The 22,144-nt window shown below is 37.2% G+C and carries 20 protein-coding genes and 3 tRNA genes; 17 read left to right on the top strand and 6 right to left on the bottom strand.

The features are described from left to right. Positions 1–213 precede the first annotated feature (213 nt). The gene (locus tag J1C81_RS11975) at positions 214–975 is read right to left on the bottom strand and encodes a ParB/RepB/Spo0J family partition protein (protein WP_004189303.1); all 762 of its coding nucleotides are present in this window, start codon (positions 973–975) and stop codon (positions 214–216) included. Between the two features lie 63 nt (positions 976–1,038). After that, a complete protein-coding gene (locus tag J1C81_RS11970) occupies positions 1,039–2,211 on the bottom strand; it encodes a S1C family serine protease (RefSeq protein ID WP_004189306.1) in 1,173 nt (390 codons plus the stop codon). A gap of 203 nt (positions 2,212–2,414) precedes the next feature. Here J1C81_RS11970 and rlmH point away from each other — a divergent pair, with 203 nt between their 5' ends. The 7 genes from rlmH to J1C81_RS11935 all read left to right on the top strand — a co-directional run bounded on the left by rlmH (position 2,415) and on the right by J1C81_RS11935 (position 5,627). Continuing rightward, positions 2,415–2,894, top strand: coding sequence for a 23S rRNA (pseudouridine(1915)-N(3))-methyltransferase RlmH (rlmH, locus tag J1C81_RS11965; protein ID WP_004189309.1), 480 nt, complete (start codon positions 2,415–2,417; stop codon positions 2,892–2,894). A 42-nt stretch (positions 2,895–2,936) separates the two neighbouring features. Next, positions 2,937–3,010 (top strand) — tRNA-Arg (locus J1C81_RS11960). A 181-nt stretch (positions 3,011–3,191) separates the two neighbouring features. After that, positions 3,192–3,299, top strand: a complete 108-nt coding sequence (locus J1C81_RS11955; protein ID WP_032909851.1) for a hypothetical protein — start codon at positions 3,192–3,194, stop codon at positions 3,297–3,299. Between the two features lie 27 nt (positions 3,300–3,326). Then, positions 3,327–4,661 (top strand): competence system sensor histidine kinase ComD, encoded by a 1,335-nt coding sequence (gene comD, locus J1C81_RS11950; RefSeq protein WP_004189312.1) that lies wholly within the window; start codon positions 3,327–3,329, stop codon positions 4,659–4,661. A 5-nt stretch (positions 4,662–4,666) separates the two neighbouring features. Next, positions 4,667–5,431 (top strand): competence system response regulator transcription factor ComE, encoded by a 765-nt coding sequence (comE, locus tag J1C81_RS11945; RefSeq protein ID WP_002899424.1) that lies wholly within the window; start codon positions 4,667–4,669, stop codon positions 5,429–5,431. A 45-nt stretch (positions 5,432–5,476) separates the two neighbouring features. Further along, a tRNA-Glu gene (locus J1C81_RS11940) sits at positions 5,477–5,548 on the top strand. Positions 5,549–5,553: 5 nt separating this feature from the next. Continuing rightward, positions 5,554–5,627 (top strand) — tRNA-Asn (locus J1C81_RS11935). An 86-nt stretch (positions 5,628–5,713) separates the two neighbouring features. On the opposite strand, the gene J1C81_RS11930 is transcribed toward J1C81_RS11935, so the two are convergent. Both J1C81_RS11930 and J1C81_RS11925 read right to left on the bottom strand, forming a co-directional pair. After that, positions 5,714–8,299 carry a YfhO family protein gene (locus J1C81_RS11930; RefSeq protein WP_004189314.1) on the bottom strand — a complete coding sequence of 862 codons (2,586 nt, stop codon included), beginning with the start codon at positions 8,297–8,299 and terminating at the stop codon, positions 5,714–5,716. Between the two features lie 75 nt (positions 8,300–8,374). Continuing rightward, positions 8,375–9,997, bottom strand: a complete 1,623-nt coding sequence (locus tag J1C81_RS11925; RefSeq protein WP_004189317.1) for an ATP-binding cassette domain-containing protein — start codon at positions 9,995–9,997, stop codon at positions 8,375–8,377. 290 nt (positions 9,998–10,287) lie between these two features. Between J1C81_RS11925 and trpS the strand changes: the two genes are divergently transcribed. Together trpS and guaB are read left to right on the top strand one after the other, a co-directional pair. Continuing rightward, a complete protein-coding gene (gene trpS / locus J1C81_RS11920; RefSeq protein WP_004184986.1) occupies positions 10,288–11,313 on the top strand; it encodes a tryptophan--tRNA ligase in 1,026 nt (341 codons plus the stop codon). A 205-nt stretch (positions 11,314–11,518) separates the two neighbouring features. Continuing rightward, the gene (guaB, locus tag J1C81_RS11915; protein WP_032908038.1) at positions 11,519–13,000 is read left to right on the top strand and encodes an IMP dehydrogenase; all 1,482 of its coding nucleotides are present in this window, start codon (positions 11,519–11,521) and stop codon (positions 12,998–13,000) included. A 180-nt stretch (positions 13,001–13,180) separates the two neighbouring features. Here the strand turns inward: guaB and recF are convergent, their stop codons facing one another. Continuing rightward, the gene (recF, locus tag J1C81_RS11910) at positions 13,181–14,275 is read right to left on the bottom strand and encodes a DNA replication/repair protein RecF (RefSeq protein WP_004189320.1); all 1,095 of its coding nucleotides are present in this window, start codon (positions 14,273–14,275) and stop codon (positions 13,181–13,183) included. Between the two features lie 2 nt (positions 14,276–14,277). Next, on the bottom strand, positions 14,278–14,676 hold the full coding sequence (gene yaaA / locus J1C81_RS11905) for a S4 domain-containing protein YaaA (protein ID WP_004189323.1): 399 nt from the start codon (positions 14,674–14,676) through the stop codon (positions 14,278–14,280). A 187-nt stretch (positions 14,677–14,863) separates the two neighbouring features. Between yaaA and yfmF the strand changes: the two genes are divergently transcribed. The 8 genes from yfmF to J1C81_RS11865 all read left to right on the top strand — a co-directional run bounded on the left by yfmF (position 14,864) and on the right by J1C81_RS11865 (position 22,091). Continuing rightward, positions 14,864–16,111, top strand: a complete 1,248-nt coding sequence (gene yfmF, locus J1C81_RS11900; RefSeq protein WP_328284759.1) for an EF-P 5-aminopentanol modification-associated protein YfmF — start codon at positions 14,864–14,866, stop codon at positions 16,109–16,111. Then, entirely contained in the window at positions 16,111–17,406 is a 1,296-nt protein-coding gene (yfmH, locus tag J1C81_RS11895; protein ID WP_004189330.1) for an EF-P 5-aminopentanol modification-associated protein YfmH, read from the top strand. The genes yfmF and yfmH overlap by 1 nt, the downstream gene beginning before the upstream one ends. Positions 17,407–17,439: 33 nt before the next feature. Continuing rightward, complete coding sequence (rodZ, locus tag J1C81_RS11890; protein ID WP_004189333.1) at positions 17,440–18,294, top strand: cytoskeleton protein RodZ; 855 nt, start codon at positions 17,440–17,442, stop codon at positions 18,292–18,294. 16 nt (positions 18,295–18,310) lie between these two features. Beyond that, positions 18,311–18,850 (top strand): CDP-diacylglycerol--glycerol-3-phosphate 3-phosphatidyltransferase, encoded by a 540-nt coding sequence (pgsA, locus tag J1C81_RS11885; protein WP_004189336.1) that lies wholly within the window; start codon positions 18,311–18,313, stop codon positions 18,848–18,850. Position 18,851: 1 nt separating this feature from the next. Beyond that, a complete protein-coding gene (locus tag J1C81_RS11880; protein WP_004189339.1) occupies positions 18,852–19,688 on the top strand; it encodes an energy-coupling factor ABC transporter ATP-binding protein in 837 nt (278 codons plus the stop codon). Beyond that, positions 19,664–20,503, top strand: a complete 840-nt coding sequence (locus J1C81_RS11875; RefSeq protein WP_004189340.1) for an energy-coupling factor ABC transporter ATP-binding protein — start codon at positions 19,664–19,666, stop codon at positions 20,501–20,503. Before J1C81_RS11880 ends, J1C81_RS11875 begins: the two co-directional genes overlap by 25 nt. Continuing rightward, a complete protein-coding gene (locus J1C81_RS11870; RefSeq protein WP_004189343.1) occupies positions 20,496–21,290 on the top strand; it encodes an energy-coupling factor transporter transmembrane component T family protein in 795 nt (264 codons plus the stop codon). The genes J1C81_RS11875 and J1C81_RS11870 overlap by 8 nt, the downstream gene beginning before the upstream one ends. A gap of 210 nt (positions 21,291–21,500) precedes the next feature. Beyond that, positions 21,501–22,091: a LysM peptidoglycan-binding domain-containing protein gene (locus J1C81_RS11865; RefSeq protein WP_002894257.1), complete on the top strand. Its 591-nt coding sequence runs from the start codon at positions 21,501–21,503 to the stop codon at positions 22,089–22,091. Positions 22,092–22,144 lie beyond the last annotated feature (53 nt).

The raw sequence follows: 22,144 nt of genomic DNA, 5'->3' as shown, positions 1-22,144 counted from the left end.
AACTTCCCTCCTTTTCTATAATTTTCTGATTCATACGCATCTTATTTTATCATAAAGGTTCAAAGTTTTCCACAAGAACTGGAAAAGAATTCACATTGTTAGCTAAAGTTATCCACAGAATGTGAATAAAGCTAAACTTTCTTATTCTAATAGGCTTCCTAATTGATTTACCAGTGGATAATTTTGTTATTTTAAAAAAAGAAAATAACAGTTTTATTTAAAACTGTTTATAATTCTTTGATATTCTTCTTCGCTTTCAAAAGGAATAATCAGCTTTCCTTTACTCTGGCTTTTTAACTGAATAGAAACTTCCAGACCGAGAATTTTTTTAATTTTTTCCTCTTCAGATTTAGCAAACAGTTCTTTATTAGGTTTCTTTTTGAGACTCTTTTTTTGCTGGAGAAGCTTTTCAACTGCTCGAACCGATAAATCTTCTCGACAGATTTTTTCTAGCCATAGTAACTGTTCTTCTTCTTTTAAGGGGACCAGCAGGCGAGCATGTCCTTGAGAAATCTCTTCTTCCTTTATAGCTTGGCGAACTTCTTTAGACAGCTGTAAAAGTCTGACAATATTGCTGATATAGGGTCTAGATTTTCCCATGATTTTAGCAATTTCATCATGTGTCAAGCCTTTGTCAACCAAATTTTGATAAGACTCAGCTTCTTCTATAGGATTCAAGTCTTCTCTTTGAAGATTTTCGATAATGGCCTGCTTCAGCATTTCATCATCAGATAATTCTTTGACGACAGCTGGGATCGTTTCTAGGCCAAGAAAAGAGGCAGCTCTAAATCTCCGTTCTCCTGCTAAAATTTCATAACCAAAAAGTGAAGATTTCCGAAGAATGATTGGCTGAATGAGACCATTTTCTTTGATTGATGCTGCTAATTCTTCAATCTTTTTTTGTGAGAACTCTTTACGAGGCTGATAGGGGTTGGTTCGAATATCTTTAAGTGCAATATATTTAAAGTTTTCCATTTGTATATAGAATAACACACCTTTACGATTGTGTAAAGGTGTGTTGACAATCTTGTAAATAGGTTAATTTGAGCTTAACTCTTTTGTTGATTTAGTGAGTTTGATTTTGACTGTTTGAGATTTACCATCTCGATAATAAGTAATCTCTACCTCATCTCCAATACTATGCTTGTAGAGAGCAGACTGAAGGTCACTAGTGGATTCCACATCTGTGTTATCTACTTTTGTAATGACATCATTTTTTTGAAGCTTGCCATCAGCAGGCATTCCTTGCTGAACAGAGCGAACAAGAATACCTGATTTCACTGAAGAAGGAAGATTTAATTTAGAAAAATCAGAAGTTGTCAGATTAGATAAATCCATCATTTGAATTCCTAAAGCAGGACGTGTGACTGTTCCATTTTTTTCAAGTTGATTGATAATATTTACGACATCATTAGACGGAATCGCAAATCCCATCCCTTCAACAGAGGTTTGCCCATTTGTTGAAATCTTACTTGAAGTAATCCCAATAACTTGTCCTTGGATGTTAATCAACGGGCCGCCAGAGTTACCAGGATTGATTGCAGCATCTGTTTGCAATGCAGTTGTTGAAATATTTTCACCATTTTCAGATTGTAACGTAACGTTTCTGCCTAAACTAGAAATAATTCCTTGTGTGACAGAGTTAGCGTATTCTGTTCCAAGAGGGCTTCCGATAGCGATTGCTGTTTCACCAACTGTAAGAGAACCAGAATCTCCAAATTCAGCGACATCAGTTACTTTTTCAGAACTAATTTTAACGACAGAGATATCTGAATAAACATCTGATCCAACTACTTCACCTGGAACCTTGTTTCCATCAGCTAGTAAGATATCTACATTGGTTGATCCATTAAGAACGTGGGTGTTGGTTACCAGATAGGCTGATTTTCCATCTTTTTTATAAATTACGCCAGAACCTTCACTGGAGATTTGTGATTCATCGTTGGAAGATTCATCATTGATAACGCTGCTGGAAGATTCAGCATAAGTAATTACTGAAACAACCGCATTTTGAACCTTTTTCACAGCTTCTGAAATGTCTGTAGAGTTTTTATATGAATTAGATACACTAGTTGGTGAATTTCCATTCATTTTTACACGTGAAGTTACTAATGTAGTAACATAATTCCCTAAACTTCCGCCGATAAAACCTACAATTAACACTGCAAAAAGCAATAAAGCCCTTTTGAAGGCAGTTGAAGAGTTTTTCATGTTTTCCTCCTTGAATTACAATTGATGAAATTATAGTTAGCTAAACTTAATTATAACTTAAATCCTCTAAGTTTTCCACACCTTGTGGAAAACTTAGAAAAACTGTTGATAGGCATTAGAAAATACACAGATTAGCCGATTCCCAGATAAATTTTACTTGTTAATAAAGTGTGAAGTATAGATGAATATGATAGAATAAACTTATGAAAATAAAACTTGTAACAGTTGGAAAACTGAAAGAAAAATATTTAAAGGATGGAATTGCCGAATACATGAAGCGTCTCAATCGATTCTGCAAGGTGGAAATGATTGAGCTAGCGGATGAAAAAACACCTGATAAAGCTAGTGATTTAGAAAATCAGCAGATTCTTGAAAAAGAAGGAAATAAAATTCTGTCTAAAATCAATGAGCGTGAATTTGTTATTGCTTTGGCAATTGAAGGAAAGCAATTTCCGTCAGAAAAGTTTAGTCAGCTCATGATGGATACTACAGTGCATGGCTTTTCTGATATCACTTTTGTTATTGGCGGAAGTTTAGGTTTATCTCCTGCAGTAAAAAAACGGGCAAATCTTCTGATGAGTTTTGGCAAATTAACGCTACCTCATCAACTGATGCGCCTTGTTTTAATAGAGCAAATCTATCGAGTTTTTATGATTCAGCAGGGGAGTCCTTATCATAAGTAATCTTGACGGCAATCCTATTTTCTGATAGAATGAGATAGTATTGGTCTCATAGCTCAGCTGGATAGAGCATTCGCCTTCTAAGCGAACGGTCGCAGGTTCGAATCCTGCTGAGATCAGAAAGGTAAAAAAATGCGAAGTATTTTACAATATTTCGTGTTTTTTTCTTCTATTTTTTTGGTATAATGTCATTTTGGGGATAAAAAATGACATTTCAGGGAAAATTGTCACTAACTCTTTCTATTTTTCTATAATGATAAATGTAAGGTGACTTACAAGATAAAAAGATAGGAGATAGTTATGAAAATCTATTCTTTTCAAATTGCTGCAAATAGCAATTCACTTGTTCAAACCTTTTGGGATATAAGAGGTATTCCAAATCCATGGGATTGGATTTTTGGAAGATAAGAATTTTAAAGTTTAGGGGAGAAATTTATGTCACTTGAAATAATAGGATTAATTGTTCATCCTTTTATTAATGTAGCTGCATTTTTAGTGATTTTATCAAAAATCACTAAAATTAAGCATACTTACTTTTTTGTAGGTGTTTGCTTTAGTCTTGAGATTATAATTCCGTTTATAATTGCTTTTTTAGGGCATGTGTTTTCATTTGAAATCTCATTTCCATCATATGCACTGTCATTTTTTCTCCCTCTATTTATAGTTTGGTATTTTTGTAGAGTTGAAAAAATTAAAAAATATCAATCTTTCTTACTTTCCTTCTTTTTATGTCTGTCAATTGATAGTTCTACTACTTTCTTTTCAGTTATTATTTCATCTGTTTTAGGAGATGATTTTGTAGCTCAGTACATGGGCTTGTTTCTGACATGTATCAACTTAATATCCTTGTTCTTTATGGTAAAGGTTATTGATATTTTTGATTTCAGAATAGATTATCTTAAAAGAAGTTTCTTTAAATCTCAGATCCTGATGATTAGTAGTTTATATGCAATGAATTGGCTGATTTTAAATCTCTCTCATTGGATTAGTAATATAAGGCATTTCAACAGTTTTAGCAGTATGATTGCTACTATTTGTTTCTTGGCCTTTCTTTCTACCTTGGTGACGTTCAAGGACAGCCGTGAGAAATACGAAAAAGAAGAGCATTTGCGTCAAAAAGAATCTGAACAGCTTCGACTTCAGGAATATACTGATGAAATTGTGAGATTGTACTATGAAATCAAAGGATTTCGTCATGATTATGCTAGCATGTTGACGAGTATGCAAGTGGCTATTCAAACTGGAGATATCAAGGAAATTGAGCACATTTATCAAGAGGTCTTGGCTGATGCAAATTTGAACCTGCGTTCAGATAAATATACAGTTTTTGATTTGAATAATGTAGGAGATTCAGCTTTAAGAAGTGTCATGACCGAGACAATCTTTCAAGCGCGTGAACATCAGATTCAGCTGACTTTTGAAGTTAAGGATAAAGTGGAACGCCTTCCAATCAAGTTGTTAGATCTTGTGAGAATTGCTAGTATTTTATTAAATAATGCTATTGAGAGTGCCATTGACAGCCTGGAAAAAATTGTCCATGTTTCTCTGGTTCAACTGGATGATAGAACCATTTTTGTTGTTCAAAATTCTCGTAAAGAAGGAAAATTGGATTTGGAAGAACTCTATCAGCCCGAGTTTTCAACTAAAGGAGAAAATAGAGGCTATGGATTGAATAACATCAAGGAAATTTTAGATAGGTATGAATTTATCACTCTTGATACACAAATTGAGCCAAACAATTTCACACAGATTTTAACAATTAGGAGATAGAATTTATGAAAGTGTTAGTTTTAGAGGATACCGTATCTCATCAAGTCAGGATGGAAACGACATTAGCAGAAATTGCTGAGGAACTTGGAATTGACATCCAGGTTCAGGTTACAGGAAAAATCAAAGAATTCAAAAAATATATTGAAAATGGAGACGTTAACCAGCTTTATTTTTTGGATATTGACATTAAAGGAGAGGAAACAAAAGGGCTGGAAGTAGCTCAATTTATCCGTCATCATAATCCTTATGCCATTATAGTTTTTGTAACCTCAAAATCTGAATTTGCTACTATGACTTTTAAATATAAAGTATCAGCACTTGATTTTATTGATAAAGACATCAACAATGATGCTTTTAAAAATAGAATCAAAGACAGTATTCTTTACACTAAGAGTACACTAATTGAAAATACCAATATGGTAGATTATTTTGAATATAGTTATCGTGGCAATGATGTTCGAATGCCTTATAACGATATTTTGTATATCGAAACGACAGGGAGCTCTCATAAACTTCGGATTGTCGGTAAAAATTTTCTCAAGGAGTTTTATGGAACGATAACAGATATTCAAGAAAAAGATCAGCAATCTAAACGATTTTTTTCACCACATAAATCTTATCTGGTTAATATTGGCAACATTGTTGATTATGACAAGAAAAATCGAGAAATTATTTTTTACGAAAATCATCGCTGTCCGGTCACTCGTTTAAGAGTGAAATATCTGAAAGATATTTTCGAAAATAAAGGGAAAAGAGTTGACAAAGCTTAAAAACCTGATATAATGGAATATGTTCTGAAAGAGAGCATACCATATGGTCCGTTGGTCAAGGGGTTAAGACACCGCCTTTTCACGGCGGTAACACGGGTTCGAATCCCGTACGGACTATATAATCCGGCATAGCTCAGTTGGTAGTAGCGCATGACTGTTAATCATGATGTCGTAGGTTCGAGTCCTACTGCCGGAGCTAGAGACACTCCTTGTGAGTGTTTTTTTATTATTCAAAAAAGGCCTTCACTAGCATTTTAATGAAGAGCCTTATTTTTTATATATTTACATTCTATGTCGTCTCCTACGTAGAAAATTATAGCAAACAAATAAGATTATGCCAGATATGAAGGCAATGCCACCTTCTTTCAGTCCATTAGGAATGAAAGTGAGGACAACTTTTCCTTCTCCTTTTTTCACATCTAATTTCATAAAGCCGTTTTGAGCTCGTTTTAGTGTGACAGGCTTCCCATTAAGAGTGGCTGACCATCCCTTATCATAAGGAATGGTAAAGAATAATGAAGTATCCTTTTCCGCTCTATAGTTTGTTTTTACTGTGTTTAAATCAGTAGTTGTGGAAACGGGCTGCTCTTTTAATTTTTGAATGACATTTTGATATTGCTCAGTATTAACGGCAAAAAATTCTGGCGTATCAAAAGAAACTGTCGAATTATCTGGGAATGTAAAGCGAATAGATACTGTTTGACTTTGACTGAAATAGCCAGCATTAAAGAAAGGAAAGACATTATTAGTTGTATAACGTTCTGTAAAGTTATTTACAGTAATGTCAACATCTGTCTGATCATCATTACTAAAATCAATCCCAGCGACATTGACATACAGTTGACTATTAGCAGGTACATTGACAGTATAGACTACACTAGCAAAGCTTGTATTGTTTTCTCTGTCAATATCCACTGTCACTCTGTTACCAATTTGCTTGACATTTTCATTAGTAGTTATAGCATCTACTTTATCATAATATTTAAAATCAAAGCCAGTCAACTGATTTAAAAATTCTGTCTGATTATCTAAAGTCAAATTTGTAAACTTGACATCATAGTAAATATCATTGGTCAGAAAAGCTAAACCAAGTGCAGCATCATTTTGGTAGAGGGACATTTCTTTTTCAGTTTTCTCAGGAAGAAAACCAAATTTTTGAGGATCTGTTTCAGATAGATTGTAGCGAACACCAAAAATACTGTCCATTAAAATACTGTTGTTTTGATAACGTAGATTCAGATTTGTTCCTGCTGATTTAAAACCAAGTTTATCTAAAGTAGAACTTGCCTGAGTATTTCTGACAGATGAGAACTGGGAAATTCCATTGTAGTTAAATTTCATACTGTCATTTCCCGTTTGTGGATTCAATCTTTCAGTTCTAAAGAAGTCAATATTTTCCTTTTTGGAATAATTGACAAGCTTGTCAATCTCGTCAAGGTGGCTAGCATATGAAGAACGAGTGGCAAATACCCATTCTTTAGCAATTCCTCCAACTTGATAATAGGAATTAAGCGACAATTCAAAAGTAACAAAGAAAAGCAAGACAGGGAGAATGATTTTTGGTTGAATCGAAGATTTTGCTAAGACAAAGCTAATCAAGAGATAAGCCAGCAGAAATTCTAATGTTAGAATATAATTCTCAGGACCCAAAAAGTCATAATGTTTTCTCTGAATAAACGTCATAATGAATCCGAGGCTGAGCAAAGTGAAACTAATGGCAACATTCATTACTTTCACATCTTTCCAACGATTTAAAGTCTCAGCAGCCATATAGATAACTACCAGAGAAAATAACCAAGAATAACGGTGAAGAAACATGTTCGGTGCATGCATTCCCTGCCAAAGCAAGTCTAAATATTGAAGATAAAAACTAGCTATAAAAATTGCAATGAGTAAAAAGTAGCAAAGTTTCACGTGAAACTTAACAGATTTTAAGGTGAAAAATAAGATAGCCAGAATCAAGGGGAAGGTTCCGACATAAATCATAGGGATAGAACCATATTTGGTTGTATCAAAACTGCCAATAAAATTTTTAGCAAACACATCTAAGAACCAACTTTTTTCTGTCAACAAGGAAGAAACTTTTGTTAAGGTTTCACCATGAGTACTTATGTCTAGGTAAGTTGGCAGAATCATGATTAGGCTAGTCAGACCTGCTAAAGCAGATACGACTGTAAAGTCAAGTAAACTTTTAATTCTATTTTTGAAATCCCAAGATAATTGAAGAAGGTACCAAAAGACCAAAAAGATTGCCATCATATATCCAAAATAATAATTTTGGATGAAGAGAATTGACAGTGTTGTAAAGTATAGTACTCTTCCTTTTCCAGTTATCAACCTATGTAAACCTAGCACAATCAAAGGTGCAAGGATAAACACATCCAGCCAGGTTTTTATTTCCAATTGACTGACTGAAAAACTCATTAAAGAAAATGAAGTTGAAAGAGTGATGATGAGTAAAGCTGGAATCTTTTTGAATATTCCTTTGATGCTGATAAAGGTAGAGAGTCCAATTAATCCAAACTTGATTAAGGTAAATAGATATACGGCATCTGGCATTGATTTCAAATCAAAGAAATAAACCAAGGTAGATAAGAAGCTACCTAAATAATAACTAGATAAAGCATAGAAATTCTGCCCAAGTCCACTAGAGAAAGTATAGAAAATACTGTCAGTTCCATGGAGGATATTTCTTAGGTTAGTATCAAAAATGACATATTGATGAAAACCATCACCAAGCAAGGGAGACGTTTCGCTATTCCAGTAAATTCCGTACATCAAGTAGACAAAGAACATGATGAAAAATGGAAGAAAGAAGGCACAAAAATAAGGCCAATTTTTTTTAAAATATTCTTTAATGTGATTCATATTTCTTATATAGAAAGAGGCAGAAACGTTGTTTCATGCCTCTGTAAAGCTTTGTAAACGTAATTTGACAAGGAATTAATCTTTCCAAAGTTCCTTGACTTTTGCCTGAACTTCTTGATTTTCCAAGAATTCATCATAGGTTTCGTCAATGCGGTCAATGACACCGTTTTTAGATAAGACAATGATATGGTTGGCCAAGGTTTGAATAAATTCATGGTCGTGACTGGCAAAAATAATGGATCCTTTGAAGTTTTTCAATCCATCATTTAAGCTGGAGATTGATTCCAAATCTAAGTGATTGGTTGGATCGTCTAAGACTAAAACGTTGGATTTAAGCAACATCAGCTTAGATAACATAACCCGAACTTTTTCTCCTCCTGACAAAACATTGACAGACTTGTTAACCTCATCTCCAGAGAAGAGCATACGGCCAAGAAAACCTCGGAGGAAAGTATTGTCATCCTCTTCTTTGCTAGCAAATTGACGCAGCCAGTCAAGGATTGATTCGCCACTAGCAAAGTCACGAGAATTATCTTTTGGCAGGTAAGATTGACTGGTTGTGACACCCCACTTGACAGTTCCTTCATACTCAATATCACCCATCAAGGCACGAATTAAAGCAGTTGTTTGGATATCATTTTGGCCGATCAAAGCTGTTTTATCGCCAGGACGTAAAATGAAGTTAATATTATCAAGAATAATTTCTCCGTCTATCTTGACAGAAAGGTTTTCCACTGTCAAGAGATCATTACCGATTTCACGTTCTGCTTTAAAGCTGATAAATGGGTATTTACGGCTAGATGGAACAATTTCTTCTAATTCAATCTTGTCAAGCATCTTTTTACGAGAAGTTGCTTGTTTTGATTTTGAAGCATTGGCAGAAAAGCGAGCAACAAATTCTTGAAGTTGCTTGATTTTTTCTTCTGCTTTGGCATTTCGGTCAGCGAGCAGCTTAGCCGCAAGTTCACTTGATTCTTTCCAGAAATCATAGTTTCCGACATAGAGTTTGATTTTTCCAAAGTCAAGGTCGGCCATATGAGTGCAGACTTTATTCAGAAAGTGACGGTCGTGGGATACAACAATAACTGTATTGTCAAAATCGATAAGAAAGTCTTCCAACCAAGTAATAGACTGAATATCCAAACCGTTAGTTGGCTCGTCCAGAAGCAAGACATCAGGTTTACCAAAAAGGGCTTTGGCTAAGAGTACTTTGACTTTGTCTCCGTTAGAGAGCTCGCTCATATTTTGGTAGTGAAGATCTTCCGGGATATTCAGATTTTGCAATAATTGAGAGGCTTCACTTTCAGCTTCCCAGCCCCCTAGTTCAGCAAACTCTCCCTCAAGCTCGGCCGCACGTACACCATCTTCATCAGAAAAATCAGGCTTCATATAAATAGCATCTTTTTCTTTCATAATATTGTAGAGATGCTCATTTCCCATGATTACAACATCAATAGCCCGTTCTTCTTCATAGTCAAAGTGGTTCTGGCGAAGGACTGAAAGACGTTCATTTGGTCCTAGAGAAATGTGGCCTGTTGTTGGCTCTATATCGCCAGCTAAAATTTTTAAAAAGGTTGATTTTCCAGCGCCGTTAGCTCCAATCAATCCATAAGTATTTCCTTCTGTAAATTTGATGTTGACTTCATCAAACAATTTTCGGTCACTGAAACGCAGTGATACATCTGATACTGTAAGCAATGTCTTTCTCCTATATATATAATCTTCTTCATTTTACTAGAAAACAGAACTTTTTTCAAATAATTCTGAGATAAAAAGTAAAAAACGAAGCCAAAAGAAAAAAGGAGATTAGAATGAACTAAGACTTTTAGGTTTTACAGCCAGAATAGTTTGTCAATTAAGTTTACAAATACTGTAAAGGGATGTCAATCAAGCTGTAAAAACTGGATTTTTCGCTTTTTTCTAGAAACTTCTTTCTCATTTTCATTGAAAATGATATAATGAACTCATTATAAATTGAGGAGTAATAAATGACTAAACCAATTATTTTAACAGGAGATCGTCCGACAGGAAAATTGCATATTGGTCATTATGTAGGAAGTTTACGGAATCGCGTGCTTTTGCAGGATCAAGGTAAATATGAGATGTTCGTATTTTTGGCAGATCAGCAAGCTTTGACTGATCATGCAAAGGATCCTCAGACAATTGTTGAGTCTATTGGTAATGTAGCTTTAGATTATCTAGCGGCTGGATTGGATCCTGAAAAAGTAACTATCTTTATTCAAAGTCAGATTCCTGAGTTGGCAGAGTTGTCAATGTATTATATGAATTTGGTGTCATTAGCTCGTCTTGAGCGTAATCCTACTGTCAAGACAGAGATTGCGCAAAAAGGATTTGGTGAAAGTTTGCCGACTGGATTTTTAGTTTATCCAATTTCTCAGGCAGCAGATATCACTGCTTTTAAAGCTAATTATGTACCAGTCGGACATGATCAAAAACCTATGATTGAGCAAACTCGGGAGATTGTTCGCTCCTTTAACAATGCTTATCAGACAGATGTTTTGGTAGAACCGGAAGGGATTTATCCTGAAAATGAAGCAGCTGGACGTTTGCCTGGTTTGGATGGCAATGCTAAGATGTCTAAGTCTCTCAATAATGGCATTTATCTGTCAGATGATATGGATATTCTGCAAAAGAAAGTTATGAGCATGTATACAGATCCTAATCATATCAGAGTGGAAGATCCTGGAAAAGTTGAGGGAAATATGGTCTTTCATTATCTGGATGTTTTTGGCCGCCCCGAAGATGCTGCTGATATTGCTGCAATGAAAGAGCATTATCAAAGAGGTGGTCTGGGAGATGTCAAAACCAAACGCTATCTGTTAGAAATTTTAGAGCGAGAGTTAGGTCCGATTCGTGAGCGTCGTGTGGAGTTTGCTAAAGACATGGGACAAGTCTATCAGATGCTGCAAGAAGGATGCGATAAGGCACGTCAGACTGCCTCTCAGACTCTTTCGGAAGTGAAGTCTGCGATGGGGATTAATTATTTTAAATAACGAACATTATTGATTATAAATCACAAAAACTATCGTTTTTAGTTTTAAAAATGATGGTTTTTATTTTTTGTATAATAATGATTGACAATTTCCTATAGAATGGTATGATATTAACAACAAAAAAACCAGCTCTTATTCAAAGAAATCTGAACTTCAATTTTCTTTGGGTATTAGTTCAAATAAGAAGGAAAAGAGGAAACTGTGGATGTCTAACTGGGACACTAAATTTTTGAAAAAAGGTTTTACCTTTGATGATGTGCTGCTGATTCCAGCTGAAAGCCATGTACTGCCCAACGATGCTGATTTGAGTACCAAGCTTGCTGAGAATCTGACCTTGAATATCCCAATTATTACTGCCGCTATGGACACTGTTACAGAGAGTCAGATGGCTATCGCTATTGCCCGTGCCGGTGGTCTTGGAGTTATCCACAAAAATATGTCTATTGAGCAACAGGCCGATGAAGTTCGAAAGGTTAAACGTTCTGAGAATGGCGTTATTATTGATCCTTTTTTCCTAACGCCAGAGCATACGATTGCTGAAGCAGATGAGCTAATGGGACGTTACCGCATCAGTGGTGTTCCTGTTGTAGAAACTCTTGAAAATCGTAAGTTAGTAGGGATTCTAACTAATCGTGATTTGCGTTTTATTTCTGACTATGATCAACCTATTTCTCGTCATATGACCAGTGAGAATCTTGTAACGGCGCCTGTTGGTACAGATTTAGGAACAGCAGAGCGCATTTTACAGGAGCACCGGATTGAAAAGTTGCCTTTGGTTGATGATAAGGGCTGCCTTTCAGGTTTGATTACCATTAAAGATATTGAAAAGGTTATTGAGTTTCCAAATGCTGCTAAAGATGAATTTGGTCGTCTTTTGGTCGCTGGTGCTGTCGGTGTTACTTCAGATACTTTTGAACGTGCAGAAGCTCTCTTTGAAGCGGGTGCAGATGCGATTGTTATTGATACTGCTCATGGCCACTCAGCTGGAGTTTTGCGCAAGATTGCTGAGATTCGTGCTCATTTCCCTGATCGCACCTTGATTGCTGGAAATATTGCAACTGCTGAGGGTGCGCGTGCACTTTTTGATGCAGGTGTGGATGTTGTTAAGGTCGGAATTGGTCCTGGTTCTATCTGTACAACCCGTGTCATTGCTGGTGTTGGTGTTCCTCAAGTAACTGCTATTTATGATGCAGCTGCTGTGGCGCGTGAATATGGAAAAACCATCATTGCTGATGGTGGGATTAAATATTCTGGAGATATTGTTAAGGCCTTGGCTGCAGGTGGAAATGCTGTTATGCTGGGTTCAATGTTTGCAGGAACAGACGAAGCGCCAGGCGAGACGGAAATCTTCCAAGGTCGGAAATTTAAGACTTACCGTGGTATGGGATCCATCGCCGCTATGAAGAAGGGCTCTAGTGACCGTTACTTCCAAGGGTCTGTTAATGAAGCTAATAAGTTAGTTCCAGAAGGAATTGAAGGCCGCGTGGCGTACAAGGGAGCTGCTGCAGATATTGTCTTCCAGATGCTGGGTGGTATCCGCTCTGGAATGGGCTATGTTGGTGCTGCAAATCTGCAAGAACTTCACGATAATGCTCAGTTTATTGAGATGAGTGGTGCTGGATTGAAGGAAAGCCACCCTCATGATGTGCAAATTACAAATGAAGCCCCTAACTATTCAGTTCAATAAAAAATAAAACGAGGTCGGGAATTTTTCCTAACCTCTTTTTAAATTTACGATTTAAATTGACATACTTTTACAATCTAAAAGGCTATAAAAGCTGTTCTAACAACAATTCGATATAATTCGTTTACACTATAAGCAATATTTTGTAAATGAAATTTACAAAAACGTAAATCTCATGTAATGCTAGGATTGAGATATAATTTGTCCTTGCTGAATGGTGAAAATTTTAATATCTTGGGGAAGATTCTTTAAATGTTCTAAAGTTGTTGTGGTAATGAAAGTTTGAATATCCTGAGAGATAGTTTCTAATAATTTTAGTTGACGGTTATTGTCAAGTTCGCTCATTACATCGTCAAGCAATAAAATAGGTGTTTCCTTCGTAATGCTTTCTATTAACTTGATTTCGGCTAGTTTCAGTGATAAAACAAGACTGCGATGTTGACCTTGACTACCAAAGTTGGCATCCATCTGGTTGATAAAAAAAGCAATATCATCACGATGGGGACCAACGCCTGTATTTTTTTTGAATAGATCGCGTTTACGGCTGCTTAATAAAGAAGAGCGGTAAGTTTCTTCTAAACTGTCAATTTGGTGTAAAGGAATAGATGACAGATACTTGACAGTCAATTCTTCCAAATTTTGAGAGATGTCCCAGTGCTTGTCTTGAGCAAAGCTTTCTAATTTTTGCAAAAAATCCAACCGATGCCTTATGACACGACAGCCATAGTCAACCAGCTGCTCATCAAGGACAGTCAAGAAGGTTTCATCAACTTTGTCATTAGCTTTCAGATAGGCATTGCGTTGTTTGAGGACATGGTTATAATTGGATAAATCTGATAGATAGACAGGCTTGATTTGTCCAAGCTCAATGTCTATAAATTTACGGCGTAGACTGGGGGAACCTTTAATCAACTGTAAATCTTCAGGAGCAAAAAGAACAACATTCATAGTTCCAATGTAGTCTGATAATTTACTTTGTTTCAAGTGGTTGACTTTTGTGATACGACCTTTTGGTGTCAAGTTAATGTCAAGGGGAACTTTACCAGTCTTTTTTTCTAAGATACCAGAAACAAGAAGATCATTTTCTGTAAAATGAATCAAATCCTTATCTGAGCGTGTGCGGTGGCTTCTTGTCAAGGCTAGGAAATAAACAGCTTCTAAAATATTGGTTTTACCTTGTGCGTTCTGGCCTAGAAAGACATTTAAGCCAGGATGGAAGTCAATATCAGCTTCCTGATAATTTCGGAAATGCTTGATTTTTAATGATTGCAGCCACATGATTAGATACCAGGGAAGCGAACAGGGATTTTAGTAGTTTTCTGCTTTTTAGGTAGCCCTGTATTCTTACGCTTTTCTTTTTTAGAAGTCTGAGATTTTTTTAAATCCTTATTCATGGCTTTGACAAGTTCAGCAACTCGTTTTTTTTCTGCGATTTCTTTCTGGTGTTGCAGAATTTCTTCTTGACTAGGAGCTGTCAGATTAATTTCAATTCCTTGCTCGGGAAGGGAAATCCTGTCATTGACACGAAGTTTTTTTCCCCGGCGGTTTTCTGGCTCACCGTTAAAAAGAACTGGATATTCACTTAGAAATGTTTTAATTGCTCCGCCGCTTTGGATAATTCCTGTTTCTTTTAAAAGGGCTTGTAGCGTGATGTAGTCATCAAATAATTTATATTCCATATTTCACCTCAACCCTGTCATTATACCATATTTGTTAGTAAAAAGTGCTGAGGTGCTTTGGATAAAAATGGAAATTTTCTCCTAAAATCAGAAAACGTTTTAATCAGTAAAAAGCTTGGTGGAACAAACAAATCAGAGGCATTTCATGATATAATAGTAGTCTATATTATTCAGTATGAGGGGCGTCATGGAAATCACTAAAGGAGTTCGTCTCCATTTTATTCAATCAGAAAAATTTAAAACAAATAAAATCAGGGTTCGTTTTTCAGCGCCTATGTCCAAAGAAACAGTAGCTGGTCGGGTTTTAACAGCCAGTATGCTGGAGACTGTCAATGCTGTTTATCCTACTTCGCAGGCCTTCAGAGAACGTTTGGCCAATTTGTATGGAGCTGATTATTCTACGAGTCTTTCAAGGAGAGGATTGGTCCATTATTTAGATATCAATCTTTCTTTTGTGCGGGATAAATTTTTGAGTCGTAAAAATGTCCTAACAGATGCTATGCTTAATTTTTTGAGAGCTAGCTTGTTTTCTCCATTGGTAAGTCAGGACGCTTTTGATGAATCTGCTTTTGAAATTGAGAAGAAAAATATCTTGAATGATTTGGAAGCTGAAATTGAGAATCATTTTTATCATGCTCATCGAGAATTAGATAAACTCTTTTATGAAGAAGAGGAAATGCAGATGCCTCGTGTTGGGACGATTGAATTAATTCAGAAAGAGACAGCTGTAAGCAGTTTTGCTGCTTTTCAGCAGATGCTTCAGGAAAATCAGATTGACTTTTTCTTTATTGGGGACTTTAATGAAGTGGCTGTTCGGGAGAAAATTCAATCTTTCAATTTTGCACCTCGCCAGCAAGAACTTCAGCTAGTTTATCAGCAAGAATATTCCAATGTTTTGCGAGAAGGACTGGAGCAGAAGGACGTGCATCAGTCAATTATTGAGTTGGGCTATCACTTCCCTATTCAGTACGGAGAGAGTGAGCACCTGCCTTTGGTCGTTTTAAATGCTTTGCTAGGTGGCTTTGCCCATTCGAAATTATTTGTCAATCTTCGTGAAAAGGAAGGACTGGCTTATACGATTTCCAGCAACTTTGATATTTTTTCAGGCATGATGCGGATTTACGCTGGTATTGACCGCAGCAATCGGACTAGAACAGTTGCTTTAATCAACCGACAGATTGTTGATTTGAAGCGCGGAAATTTTAGTCAGGAAGAACTGAATCAAACCAAGAAAATGCTGAGAAATTCGGTATTGTTAGCTCAGGATCGACAGAATACAATCTTAGAGAGAGCTTATATGGCTTCTGTTTTAGGGAAAAAATTCTTATCTCTTGAAGCTTGGCTGGAAGCTTTGGAACAGGTTCATAAAGATGATATTGTCAAAGCAGCGGGTCTCTTAAAATTACAAGCTATTTACTTTATGGAAGGAAAATAATGCAGGGAGAAGTGCTAAAAAAAATCAATTATTCAGCAGTGGGAGAAACTGTTTATCAGACAGTCTTGGCAAATGGTTTGCGTGTTTTTCTTCTGCCTAAAAATGATTTTAATGAAACTTATGGGATTATCTCAACTAATTTTGGTTCAGTGGATACAGGGATTGTTTCACGTGAAACCAAGCAGGTCACTCAGTATCCGGCGGGAATAGCTCATTTTTTGGAACATAAGCTTTTTGAAGGCCCGCAAGGAAAGGATTTGCTGCTGGAATTTACTAAGTTAGGGGCTGAGAGTAATGCCTTTACAAGCTTTACTCGGACTAGCTATTTATTTTCTGCAACGGACAATATGTCAGAAAACCTACAGCTTTTGCAAAAACTTGTGCATCGGGTTGATTTCACAAAAGAATCCATTTTGCGGGAACAGGATATTATCGGCCAAGAAATTGAAATGTATCAGGATAATCCAGATTATCGTCTCTTTTTTGGAGCCTTGGCCAATCTCTATCCTCAAACACCTCTGGCAGAAGACATTGCAGGAACGAAAGAGTCTATCTCTGAGATTACCGTCGAAAATTTGAAGGAAAATTTCAGTAACTTTTATCATCCTTCTAATATGACTTTGTTTGTGATTGGTAATTTCGATTTGGAACAGATAGCTGCAGAGATTGCTGAACAGCAGGGAAAACTAGTTTTTGCTGGGAGTTCGGAACCTATTGAAAAAATTCCTGTTAGCCTTCATCCAGTTGTTTCAACAGACACCTACCGAATGGAGGTGGCTAGTCCAAAACTGGCAGTTGGGATTCGAGGGACAGACTTTGTTGATGAATCGGAGTTGTATCGCTATAAAATCACTTTGAAACTCCTATTTGCCATGATGTTTGGCTGGACTTCCAAGCGTTTTCAGTCCCTCTATGAAAGTGGGAAAATGGATAATTCTTTAACGCTGGAAGTGGAAGTAGAAAAAGATTTTCACTTTGTCATGCTGACGATGGACACTCAGGAACCGGTGGGACTTTCTCATCAGTTTCGCTCAGCCATCAAGAATTTTGACAAGGATCCGGATGTGACAGAAGAGCACTTGGATACGATTAAAAGTGAGATGTTTGGTGATTTTCTGCATGGTTTAAACTCGCTTGAGTATATTGCAACTCAGTATGAACCGCATTTGACGGGTGAGAATCTGTTTGATTTGCCAAAAATCTTACAGGATATCAGCCTGAATGATGTGATAAAACTAGGTCATCGTTTTATCGATCAGTGTGATATGACAGATTTTACTATTTTTCCAAAATAATTCCAGAATCGTTTTTAAAATTTTGTTAAAATAGTGAAGAATAGAAATAAGGGAAAAGTACGTATGAGAAAAAAAACGATAGGAGAAGTGTTGAAGCTTGCCCGGACCAATCAAGGGCTGAGCTTAGAGGAATTGTCAAACAAGACAGATATCCAGCAGGATTTGCTGGAAGCGTTGGAACGAAATGACTATGATTTGCTTCCTAGTCCTTTCTATGCCCGCAGCTTCTTGCGGAAATATGCTTGGGCTGTAGATTTGGATGAATCTATTATTCTGGAGGCTTACGAAGCTGGTGAGATGATTGTCTTTGATGAAGTGGCACTGGCAGCAGATGAGGAATTCAGGAGCAGAAAAAATAAAAATAAAACCTCTTTTCTGCCCTTGTTCTATTTTCTCTTGTTGGCTTCAGCTATTGCGGCTTTCGTGGCATACTATATTTGGAGCTATGCTCACACTAATTCGGTAAGTTTTAAAGCATCTAACAGCAATTATAGTCTGGTTTCCTCTACAAGCACTAACAATCAGAAGACTTCCTTTTCTTCGGCTGATTCTAAGTCAGTTTCTTCCTCAGCTAGCAAATTGACAGTTAGTGGAAGCGGAGAGAATTTGATTGCTGAGTATAGCGAAGCAAGTCAGCCTGTTAAAGTGACCGTTTCTGTGGAGCAAACAACTAATTTGGTAAGCATAAGCGATTCAGAACTAGCCGAAGGCGTCACCTTATCTCCAGAAAAATCAAGCCAGACGGTTTCTCTTGAGCCAGGCAATAAGTATCTTATTACGTTAGCACCTGTTAAAGGAGTAACTGTGACAATAGAGGGACAAAAACTAGATACTTCGGCTTTGACTAGCGACAGTGGAACCATTAGTTTGAACATTACGAAAGGATAAAAACGAAGGGAATCCCATGAAAAAAGAAAATATTCCAAATGCATTAACCCTTGTTAGAATTGCTTTAATCCCTGTATTTGTTGTGATTTTAACATTCGGTCATTCTTACATCATGCATATTTTAGCAGCTTTTATCTTTGCTTTTGCCAGTATAACTGATTATCTAGATGGTTATTTGGCTCGAAAGTGGGAAGTAGTAACAAATTTTGGTAAATTTGCTGATCCAATGGCTGATAAGCTTTTAGTGATGTCTGCTTTTATCATGTTGATCGAGATGAAAATGGCTCCTGCCTGGGTTGTAGCTATTATTATTTGCCGGGAATTGGCAGTAACAGGTCTGCGCTTGCTTTTAGTGGAAACAGGCGGTACAGTCTTAGCAGCTGCTATGCCAGGTAAAATCAAGACCTTCACGCAGATGTTTGCTATTATTTTTCTACTGATTCATTGGACTCTCTTAGGACAAATCCTTCTGTATATCGCTTTAATCTTTACGATTTATTCTGGATATGACTACTTCAAGGGAAGTGCCTATCTCTTTAAAGACACCTTTAAATAATATGGAAAATATCATCGAAGTAAGAAATCTTAAGTACAAATACGATAGTGAGTCTGAGAATTACACTTTAAATGATGTCTCCTTTCAAGTAAAAAAAGGGGAATGGCTGTCTATTGTCGGTCATAATGGGAGTGGAAAATCAACCACAGTTCGTTTGATTGACGGTCTTTTAGAAGCGGAAAGCGGAGATATTATTATCTCAGGTGATAAGCTAACAGCTGAAAATGTCTGGGAAAAACGCAGACAGATTGGCATGGTATTCCAAAATCCAGATAATCAGTTTGTCGGAGCAACTGTAGAAGACGATGTAGCCTTTGGCTTGGAAAATCAAGGGCTGGACTATGATCTGATGGTAGAGCGAGTCCAGCAGGCATTAGAGCTTGTCGGCATGCAGGATTTTAGAGAACGTGAACCAGCTCGTCTTTCTGGGGGTCAGAAACAGCGGGTAGCTGTTGCAGGTGTGGTAGCGCTGAGGCCGGATATTATTATTTTGGACGAAGCAACCAGCATGCTGGATCCGGAGGGACGTTTGGCTCTTATCCAGACGGTAAAAAAGATTAAAGATAGTAATCAGCTGACTGTCATTTCCATCACCCATGATTTGGATGAAATAGCCTTAAGCGACCGTGTTTTGGTCATGAAAGAGGGTCAGGTTGAATCTACCGCTACCCCGAGAGAACTTTTTTCTCGAGAAGATTTGGAAGAGCTAGGATTGGATCAGCCATTTGTCAATCAGGTAAAAGCGGCTTTACGTCAGTCAGGCTTTTCTCTGCCAGACTCTTACTTAACAGAAAAAGAATTGCAGGATCAACTATGGGCATTACTCTCAAAAATGTAAGTTATACTTATCAAGCTGGCACCCCTTTTGAGGGACCAGCGCTTTTTGGAGTGGATTTGGAGATAAAATCCGGCAGCTATACCGCTCTTATCGGACATACTGGCAGCGGTAAGTCAACCATTCTCCAGCTTTTAAATGGCTTGCTGGTTCCCAATCAGGGTAGTGTTGAAGTAGGCAGTACAGTCATCACGGCTGATTCTGTTAATAAAGACATTAAACAGGTGCGCAAGAAGGTCGGTCTAGTCTTTCAATTTCCGGAAAGTCAAGTTTTTGATGAAACAGTTTTGAAAGATGTGGCTTTTGGTCCTCAGAATTTTGGTGTTTCTAAGGAAGAAGCGGAAGCTTTGGCGCGTGAAAAGCTGCACTTAGTCGGAATTTCTGAGGATTTGTTCAATCGCAGTCCTTTCGAACTTTCTGGCGGCCAGATGCGCAGAGTGGCCATAGCGGGTATACTAGCCATGGAACCTGATATTTTGGTTTTGGATGAGCCGACAGCAGGACTTGATCCATCCGGTCGAAAAGAACTGATGAGGCTCTTTGAAGAGCTGCATCGTGCCGGTATGACCATTGTTTTGGTAACTCACCTAATGGATGATGTAGCCAACTTTGCTGATACAGTCTATGTTTTAGATAAGGGCAGAGTCGTCAAGAGCGGTCAGCCTGCTCAGATTTTTCAGGATCTTGATTTTATGGAGAGTATTCAATTGGGTGTTCCTAAGATTACAAAATTTGCTCACGAATTGGCGGAGAAAGGGATGAATTTCTCGCATTATCCTATTACAATTGAAGAATTCAAGGAGATCTTGCATGGATAAGTTGATTTTAGGTCGCTATATTCCCGGAAATTCAATCATCCATCGTTTGGATCCGCGGAGCAAGTTGCTGGCGATGTTTCTTTTTATTCTATTAATTTTCTGGGCTAATAATCTTGTGACCAATCTGCTGTTGTTTGTTTTCGTTTTTAGTTTGGTCTTGCTGTCCAAGGTTCCTTTGAAGTTCTTTTTAAAGGGTATCCAGTCCATGGTTTTTATCATAGCTTTTACCACCTTGTTCCAGCTGTTTTTAACCTCTGGAGGGGCCACAATCTTTCAGTTCGCTTTTATCAGAATTACAGAACTAGGATTGTCACAGGCTGGAATTATTTTTAGCCGCTTTATTCTGATTATTTTCTTTTCTACTCTTCTGACTCTGACAACGACGCCCTTAAGCTTGTCCGATGCGGTTGAGTCTTTGCTGAAACCACTGAAGGTTTTCAAGGTGCCAGCACATGAGATTGGCTTGATGCTTTCTATGAGCCTGCGCTTCGTTCCAACTTTGATGGATGATACTACTCGGATTATGAACGCCCAGAGGGCGCGTGGTGTTGACTTTGGCGAGGGAAAGCTTGTTCAAAAGGTTAAATCTATTATTCCTATTCTAATCCCTTTGTTTGCTTCCAGTTTTAAAAGGGCAGACGCTCTAGCAATTGCCATGGAAGCTCGTGGCTATAATGGAGGTGAAGGTCGGACACGTTTTCGCCGTTTAGCATGGAAAAGAAATGACAGCTTGGCTATTATTAGCTTACTTATATTAGGTATTCTACTTTATATATTGAAAAACTGATCTGCTGTTTAAAGTGTTTTTAGAGAATAGTACAAGTTAAACTTGTCTATTTTTTACTTCGTCAAAGAAAATATTTTGGGGAAAAGCTCTAAAAGTCTGTTTTTAACGTCTAAACTAAATGTTCTTGTAACGTTTGACTTGGTAATGTAACTTTTTGGTAATATTTTATGTGTAAGATAGTATTATCACCGAAAGGAGAATTACATTTTAATGAACAAAAAAACAGCAAAATGGACTTTAACAGGTGCAGTCGCTGCAGCGGCTTTCTTGGTTTCAGGTATTGCAAATGCTGAGACCTATACAGTTGAAGCCGGTGATACTTTATCAGCTATTGCTAACGAAAAAAATACAACTCTTGAGAAATTAGTAGAGTTAAACAAGATTGCAGATCCAAATCACATCCGTGTTGGTCAAATCTTGGAACTTGGAAATAGTGCCAAAACGTCTGAAACAAGCGTAGCAGCAACTGCAACTCCCGTAAATAATTATGCAGCACCTGCAGCAACAGCTAATTCAGCAGCAACTTCAGGAGGCCTTGTACTTAGCAATGGTAATACCGCTGGTGCAACTGGTTCTTATGCAGCATCACGTATGGCAGAAATGACAGGTGTTCCTGCATCAACTTGGGAAGCTATCATTGCCCGTGAATCAAATGGTCAAGTAGATGCCTATAATCCTTCAGGTGCTAGTGGTCTTTTCCAAACAATGCCAGGTTGGGGTTCAACAGCCACTGTTGATGATCAAATCCAATCAGCATATAGCGCCTATAGTGCTCAAGGACTTTCAGCTTGGGGTTACTAAGATAGAACTAAAAAAACCACAGATTTTGTACTGACCCCCAAAAGTTAGACAAT

This window comes from Streptococcus sanguinis (genome assembly GCF_050225395.1).
Classification (GTDB): domain Bacteria; phylum Bacillota; class Bacilli; order Lactobacillales; family Streptococcaceae; genus Streptococcus.
The sequence above is the reverse complement of the archived record's forward strand: the minus strand, read 5'-3'. Positions and strand labels throughout refer to the sequence as shown.

Coding starts and splice junctions, on each gene's coding strand:
- J1C81_RS11975 (WP_004189303.1), bottom strand. CDS start 975: ATGGAAAACTTTAAATATATTGCACTTAAAGATATTCGAACCAACCCC.
- J1C81_RS11970 (WP_004189306.1), bottom strand. CDS start 2,211: ATGAAAAACTCTTCAACTGCCTTCAAAAGGGCTTTATTGCTTTTTGCA.
- rlmH (WP_004189309.1), top strand. CDS start 2,415: ATGAAAATAAAACTTGTAACAGTTGGAAAACTGAAAGAAAAATATTTA.
- J1C81_RS11955 (WP_032909851.1), top strand. CDS start 3,192: ATGAAAATCTATTCTTTTCAAATTGCTGCAAATAGCAATTCACTTGTT.
- comD (WP_004189312.1), top strand. CDS start 3,327: ATGTCACTTGAAATAATAGGATTAATTGTTCATCCTTTTATTAATGTA.
- comE (WP_002899424.1), top strand. CDS start 4,667: ATGAAAGTGTTAGTTTTAGAGGATACCGTATCTCATCAAGTCAGGATG.
- J1C81_RS11930 (WP_004189314.1), bottom strand. CDS start 8,299: ATGAATCACATTAAAGAATATTTTAAAAAAAATTGGCCTTATTTTTGT.
- trpS (WP_004184986.1), top strand. CDS start 10,288: ATGACTAAACCAATTATTTTAACAGGAGATCGTCCGACAGGAAAATTG.
- guaB (WP_032908038.1), top strand. CDS start 11,519: ATGTCTAACTGGGACACTAAATTTTTGAAAAAAGGTTTTACCTTTGAT.
- recF (WP_004189320.1), bottom strand. CDS start 14,275: ATGTGGCTGCAATCATTAAAAATCAAGCATTTCCGAAATTATCAGGAA.
- yaaA (WP_004189323.1), bottom strand. CDS start 14,676: ATGGAATATAAATTATTTGATGACTACATCACGCTACAAGCCCTTTTA.
- yfmF (WP_328284759.1), top strand. CDS start 14,864: ATGGAAATCACTAAAGGAGTTCGTCTCCATTTTATTCAATCAGAAAAA.
- yfmH (WP_004189330.1), top strand. CDS start 16,111: ATGCAGGGAGAAGTGCTAAAAAAAATCAATTATTCAGCAGTGGGAGAA.
- pgsA (WP_004189336.1), top strand. CDS start 18,311: ATGAAAAAAGAAAATATTCCAAATGCATTAACCCTTGTTAGAATTGCT.
- J1C81_RS11880 (WP_004189339.1), top strand. CDS start 18,852: ATGGAAAATATCATCGAAGTAAGAAATCTTAAGTACAAATACGATAGT.
- J1C81_RS11875 (WP_004189340.1), top strand. CDS start 19,664: ATGGGCATTACTCTCAAAAATGTAAGTTATACTTATCAAGCTGGCACC.
- J1C81_RS11870 (WP_004189343.1), top strand. CDS start 20,496: ATGGATAAGTTGATTTTAGGTCGCTATATTCCCGGAAATTCAATCATC.
- J1C81_RS11865 (WP_002894257.1), top strand. CDS start 21,501: ATGAACAAAAAAACAGCAAAATGGACTTTAACAGGTGCAGTCGCTGCA.